The sequence below is a fragment of the Streptomyces sp. NPDC057271 genome (assembly GCF_042668715.1).
In the GTDB taxonomy this organism is placed as follows: Bacteria; Actinomycetota; Actinomycetes; order Streptomycetales; family Streptomycetaceae; genus Streptomyces.
In genome coordinates this window covers 1-5490 of record NZ_JBHUYJ010000202.1, presented here as the reverse complement: position 1 = coordinate 5490, position 5490 = coordinate 1, and the positions used below count along the sequence as shown (strand labels likewise).

8 protein-coding genes are annotated in these 5490 nt (G+C 72.8%); 4 read left to right on the top strand and 4 right to left on the bottom strand.

Going from position 1 to position 5490, the window contains the following annotated elements; all coding sequences use genetic code 11:
- On the top strand, nucleotides 1–206 hold a 206-nt coding region (locus ACFUJR_RS38680), incomplete at its 5' end, for a hypothetical protein (protein WP_383180807.1).
- A gap of 16 nt (nucleotides 207–222) precedes the next feature.
- On the opposite strand, the gene fmt (ACFUJR_RS38675) is transcribed toward ACFUJR_RS38680, so the two are convergent.
- Nucleotides 223–1155 (bottom strand): methionyl-tRNA formyltransferase, encoded by a 933-nt coding sequence (gene fmt / locus ACFUJR_RS38675; protein ID WP_383181562.1) that lies wholly within the window; start codon nucleotides 1153–1155, stop codon nucleotides 223–225.
- 262 nt (nucleotides 1156–1417) lie between these two features.
- On the opposite strand from fmt (ACFUJR_RS38675), the gene ACFUJR_RS38670 reads away from it, so the two are divergent.
- Nucleotides 1418–1939, top strand: a complete 522-nt coding sequence (locus tag ACFUJR_RS38670; RefSeq protein WP_383181558.1) for a hypothetical protein — start codon at nucleotides 1418–1420, stop codon at nucleotides 1937–1939.
- Nucleotides 1940–2206: 267 nt separating this feature from the next.
- Nucleotides 2207–2677, top strand: a complete 471-nt coding sequence (locus ACFUJR_RS38665) for a hemerythrin domain-containing protein (protein WP_383181555.1) — start codon at nucleotides 2207–2209, stop codon at nucleotides 2675–2677.
- Between the two features lie 136 nt (nucleotides 2678–2813).
- Here ACFUJR_RS38665 and ACFUJR_RS38660 read toward each other — a convergent pair whose 3' ends face one another.
- Nucleotides 2814–3284 carry a hemerythrin domain-containing protein gene (locus ACFUJR_RS38660; RefSeq protein WP_383181555.1) on the bottom strand — a complete coding sequence of 157 codons (471 nt, stop codon included), beginning with the start codon at nucleotides 3282–3284 and terminating at the stop codon, nucleotides 2814–2816.
- Nucleotides 3285–3551: 267 nt separating this feature from the next.
- Nucleotides 3552–4073 (bottom strand): hypothetical protein, encoded by a 522-nt coding sequence (locus ACFUJR_RS38655; protein ID WP_383181558.1) that lies wholly within the window; start codon nucleotides 4071–4073, stop codon nucleotides 3552–3554.
- Nucleotides 4074–4335: 262 nt separating this feature from the next.
- On the opposite strand from ACFUJR_RS38655, the gene fmt (ACFUJR_RS38650) reads away from it, so the two are divergent.
- Nucleotides 4336–5268, top strand: a complete 933-nt coding sequence (gene fmt, locus ACFUJR_RS38650) for a methionyl-tRNA formyltransferase (protein WP_383181562.1) — start codon at nucleotides 4336–4338, stop codon at nucleotides 5266–5268.
- 16 nt (nucleotides 5269–5284) lie between these two features.
- Here the strand turns inward: fmt (ACFUJR_RS38650) and ACFUJR_RS38645 are convergent.
- The coding region (locus ACFUJR_RS38645; RefSeq protein ID WP_383180807.1) for a hypothetical protein at nucleotides 5285–5490 on the bottom strand (206 nt) is incomplete at its 5' end.

The window sequence follows — 5490 nt, the reverse complement described above, 5'->3', positions numbered from 1 at the left end:
GTTTTCCCCCCGGCAGACTCGCCCGGGCACTGACCCGCACCCTGGCTGAGATCACCGAACGCCTGCTGCCCGCCCGCCGTCATCGGACCTGCCCCCGAGTGATCAAACGCAAGATGTCGAACTGGCCACTGAAACGGGCCGAGCACTGCAACCGGGCACCAACCGCACCGAACACCATCACCACCACCCGACAAGGCACAACCTAAGTCACCGGCATTGGGCCTAGGCGCCGACATGCTCGCCGGGGGCGATGCGGACGCCACGCGCCCAGTCGGCGGCCTTCATCGGCTTCTTGCCCTGCGGCTGGACCCACAGCAGCTCGACGGCGTGCGAACCGGTGCCGACGTACACGTTGTTCTTGCCGGCCGCGAGTTCGCCGGGCGTCAGATCGGTACGGGCCGGGACGAGCGCCACCTGGATCAGCTTGAGGCGCTCGCCGCGGAACACGGTCCACGCGCCCGGGGCGGGCGTGCAGCCGCGCACGACGCGGTCCACGCGCAGCGCCGGGGTCCTCCAGTCCACGTGCGCGTCCTCGACCTGGATCTTGGGCGCGAGGGTGATGCCGTCGGCCGGCTGCGGAACGGCCTTCAGGGTGCCGTCCTCGATTCCGTCCATCGTCGCGGAGAGCAGGCCCGCCCCCGCGAAGGCGAGCCGGGTGAGGAGATCACCGCTGGTGTCGGTGGGGCGGACGTCCTCGGTGATCACGCCGTAGACCGGTCCGGAGTCGAGCCCCTCCTCGATCTGGAAGGTCGACGCGCCCGTCACCTCGTCGCCCGCCATGACGGCGTGCTGCACGGGCGCCGCGCCCCGCCACGCGGGCAGCAGCGAGAAGTGCAGATTGACCCAGCCGTGGGCCGGGATGTCGAGGGCGACCTTGGGAAGCAGCGCGCCGTACGCGACGACCGGGCAGCAGTCCGGGGCGATCTCGCGCAGCCGCGCGAGGAACGCCTCGTCCCTCGGTCGTGTCGGCCTGAGGATCTCGACCCCGGCCTCCTCCGCCCGCTGGGCGACCGGGCTCGCCACCAGCCGCCGGCCGCGGCCGGCGGGGGCGTCGGGGCGGGTCACGACGGCGGCCACCTCGTGCCGGCCGGAGGCGAGCAGGGCGTCCAGGGCGGGCACGGCGACCTCGGGGGTGCCTGCGAAGACCAGCTTCACTCGGAGAAACCTCGCATCTCGGGGCGGTGGGGGCGCCTCCCCGCTCGAACGCAGCCGAGAGCTTGGGGGAGGGCAGCGCACCAGTCTAGAGGCCGTGGCGCGAGGGGGCGTACGTCACCACGAGCGCCCCGCGCATATGCGTGTACGCCCCGATGCGTGACCCAACCCCGGGTAGCGCGTTGGTCAAGAGAGATTGACCGAAACGGGCCCGCCCCCTCGTCGTGGCCCGACCCTTTTCCACGCCGGTTCGAGAGGCTTTCACATGGCCGACCACGCAACCCACGACGCCCAAGCCCGGGCGAGTCTGCATCTGTTGGTGCGGGACATCGAGCGGGTCCGGCGCCAGGTCGACGCACTGCGCACGCTCACGGCCCAGTTGGGCAACGTCTACCGCCCGCGCCGCTCCGGCCCGTCGACCGGGTTCGTCGTCTACGGCCGGGCGCCCGCGCCGACCGTCCGGCTCGCGCAGGAGCTGCGGGACAGCGTCGAGACGCTGGTGACGGCGGCGGTCGACTTCGACCGCTCGCTCGGGTTCTCGTGGGACGCGGTGGGCTCGGCGCTCGGGGTCACGAAGCAGGCGGTCCACCGCCGGTACGGCGCGCGGCGCGCGCCGCAGCCGGGTGTCGTCGTGGAGCAGGAGCGCGCCCCGGAGCAGGTGGCGACGCGCACGCTCCCGGCGGTGCCGCCGGCCCGCACGATGCCGCCGCAGCCGACGGCGGTGCAGCCGTCGCCCCTCCGCGAGGACCCCCGACCCCCGGCCTTCCCGGGCCCCCGCAACGGCTGACACCCGCCGCCGTCCGCCCCGTCGTATCCCCCGGTGCAGCCGGGACGGTCCCCACTCACCCCCGTCGCCCCGGCCGCGCCGCGGCAGCGGGGCCCGCCCGACGATCGAGTTCCGTCACCGACTCCGGTGGGGGCGACGGGTCATCAGATCGCGTGCAGGCGCGGTAATGTGTGGGCAGCGTCGCGTGCCGGTGGCAGACCGTGCCAGGCATGGAGGCGCCGGACCGAAGGAGATCGACGATGCGTTCGTCGCACCCTTCGCTCTCGCGTGACTGAGCGCGAGACGACCAGGCTCGTCGCCTGGAGCCATGAACTCCGTCGGGTACACGGTCGGCTGCGGGAAGCGCTGTCCTTGACCCGCGCCTCCCTTGCCGACGGCACGCCCGGCGAGGCGGCCACCCGTGAACTGCTGCTGTACTGCCATGGGTTCTGTACGGCTCTCGACGGCCACCACCAGGGCGAAGACCGCACCCTGTTCCCGGCCATCGCAGCCGCCCATCCGGAACTTCGACCGGTACTGCGCTCGCTCCAGCAGGATCACTCGATGATCGCCCACCTGATCGGCGGCCTCCAGGCCGCGGTCGACAGGGCCGCGCCGCCCGAGGAGCTCGACCACCACCTCGAAGGCATCGCGGCGATCATGGAGAACCACTTCCGCTACGAGGAGCGGCAACTGCTCACCGTGCTCGAGACACTTGAGCTCGCAGCCGAACTCCGGGAGGTGCTGGGCCCGCTGTGACCGCACGCTCCCCACACGGCTGACCTGCCGGCTCGACCGACGGGCCGGGCTGTGGGGCCGGGCGGCGCGCGCCGCCCGGCCCCACAGCCCGGCCCGTCGGTCGAGCCGGCAGGTCAGCCGTGTGGGGAGCGTGCGGTCACAGCGGGCCCAGCACCTCCCGGAGTTCGGCTGCGAGCTCAAGTGTCTCGAGCACGGTGAGCAGTTGCCGCTCCTCGTAGCGGAAGTGGTTCTCCATGATCGCCGCGATGCCTTCGAGGTGGTGGTCGAGCTCCTCGGGCGGCGCGGCCCTGTCGACCGCGGCCTGGAGGCCGCCGATCAGGTGGGCGATCATCGAGTGATCCTGCTGGAGCGAGCGCAGTACCGGTCGAAGTTCCGGATGGGCGGCTGCGATGGCCGGGAACAGGGTGCGGTCTTCGCCCTGGTGGTGGCCGTCGAGAGCCGTACAGAACCCATGGCAGTACAGCAGCAGTTCACGGGTGGCCGCCTCGCCGGGCGTGCCGTCGGCAAGGGAGGCGCGGGTCAAGGACAGCGCTTCCCGCAGCCGACCGTGTACCCGACGGAGTTCATGGCTCCAGGCGACGAGCCTGGTCGTCTCGCGCTCAGTCACGCGAGAGCGAAGGGTGCGACGAACGCATCGTCGATCTCCTTCGGTCCGGCGCCTCCATGCCTGGCACGGTCTGCCACCGGCACGCGACGCTGCCCACACATTACCGCGCCTGCACGCGATCTGATGACCCGTCGCCCCCACCGGAGTCGGTGACGGAACTCGATCGTCGGGCGGGCCCCGCTGCCGCGGCGCGGCCGGGGCGACGGGGGTGAGTGGGGACCGTCCCGGCTGCACCGGGGGATACGACGGGGCGGACGGCGGCGGGTGTCAGCCGTTGCGGGGGCCCGGGAAGGCCGGGGGTCGGGGGTCCTCGCGGAGGGGCGACGGCTGCACCGCCGTCGGCTGCGGCGGCATCGTGCGGGCCGGCGGCACCGCCGGGAGCGTGCGCGTCGCCACCTGCTCCGGGGCGCGCTCCTGCTCCACGACGACACCCGGCTGCGGCGCGCGCCGCGCGCCGTACCGGCGGTGGACCGCCTGCTTCGTGACCCCGAGCGCCGAGCCCACCGCGTCCCACGAGAACCCGAGCGAGCGGTCGAAGTCGACCGCCGCCGTCACCAGCGTCTCGACGCTGTCCCGCAGCTCCTGCGCGAGCCGGACGGTCGGCGCGGGCGCCCGGCCGTAGACGACGAACCCGGTCGACGGGCCGGAGCGGCGCGGGCGGTAGACGTTGCCCAACTGGGCCGTGAGCGTGCGCAGTGCGTCGACCTGGCGCCGGACCCGCTCGATGTCCCGCACCAACAGATGCAGACTCGCCCGGGCTTGGGCGTCGTGGGTTGCGTGGTCGGCCATGTGAAAGCCTCTCGAACCGGCGTGGAAAAGGGTCGGGCCACGACGAGGGGGCGGGCCCGTTTCGGTCAATCTCTCTTGACCAACGCGCTACCCGGGGTTGGGTCACGCATCGGGGCGTACACGCATATGCGCGGGGCGCTCGTGGTGACGTACGCCCCCTCGCGCCACGGCCTCTAGACTGGTGCGCTGCCCTCCCCCAAGCTCTCGGCTGCGTTCGAGCGGGGAGGCGCCCCCACCGCCCCGAGATGCGAGGTTTCTCCGAGTGAAGCTGGTCTTCGCAGGCACCCCCGAGGTCGCCGTGCCCGCCCTGGACGCCCTGCTCGCCTCCGGCCGGCACGAGGTGGCCGCCGTCGTGACCCGCCCCGACGCCCCCGCCGGCCGCGGCCGGCGGCTGGTGGCGAGCCCGGTCGCCCAGCGGGCGGAGGAGGCCGGGGTCGAGATCCTCAGGCCGACACGACCGAGGGACGAGGCGTTCCTCGCGCGGCTGCGCGAGATCGCCCCGGACTGCTGCCCGGTCGTCGCGTACGGCGCGCTGCTTCCCAAGGTCGCCCTCGACATCCCGGCCCACGGCTGGGTCAATCTGCACTTCTCGCTGCTGCCCGCGTGGCGGGGCGCGGCGCCCGTGCAGCACGCCGTCATGGCGGGCGACGAGGTGACGGGCGCGTCGACCTTCCAGATCGAGGAGGGGCTCGACTCCGGACCGGTCTACGGCGTGATCACCGAGGACGTCCGCCCCACCGACACCAGCGGTGATCTCCTCACCCGGCTCGCCTTCGCGGGGGCGGGCCTGCTCTCCGCGACGATGGACGGAATCGAGGACGGCACCCTGAAGGCCGTTCCGCAGCCGGCCGACGGCATCACCCTCGCGCCCAAGATCCAGGTCGAGGACGCGCACGTGGACTGGAGGACCCCGGCGCTGCGCGTGGACCGCGTCGTGCGCGGCTGCACGCCCGCCCCGGGCGCGTGGACCGTGTTCCGCGGCGAGCGCCTCAAGCTGATCCAGGTGGCGCTCGTCCCGGCCCGTACCGATCTGACGCCCGGCGAACTCGCGGCCGGCAAGAACAACGTGTACGTCGGCACCGGTTCGCACGCCGTCGAGCTGCTGTGGGTCCAGCCGCAGGGCAAGAAGCCGATGAAGGCCGCCGACTGGGCGCGTGGCGTCCGCATCGCCCCCGGCGAGCATGTCGGCGCCTAGGCCCAATGCCGGTGACTTAGGTTGTGCCTTGTCGGGTGGTGGTGATGGTGTTCGGTGCGGTTGGTGCCCGGTTGCAGTGCTCGGCCCGTTTCAGTGGCCAGTTCGACATCTTGCGTTTGATCACTCGGGGGCAGGTCCGATGACGGCGGGCGGGCAGCAGGCGTTCGGTGATCTCAGCCAGGGTGCGGGTCAGTGCCCGGGCGAGTCTGCCGGGGGGAAAAC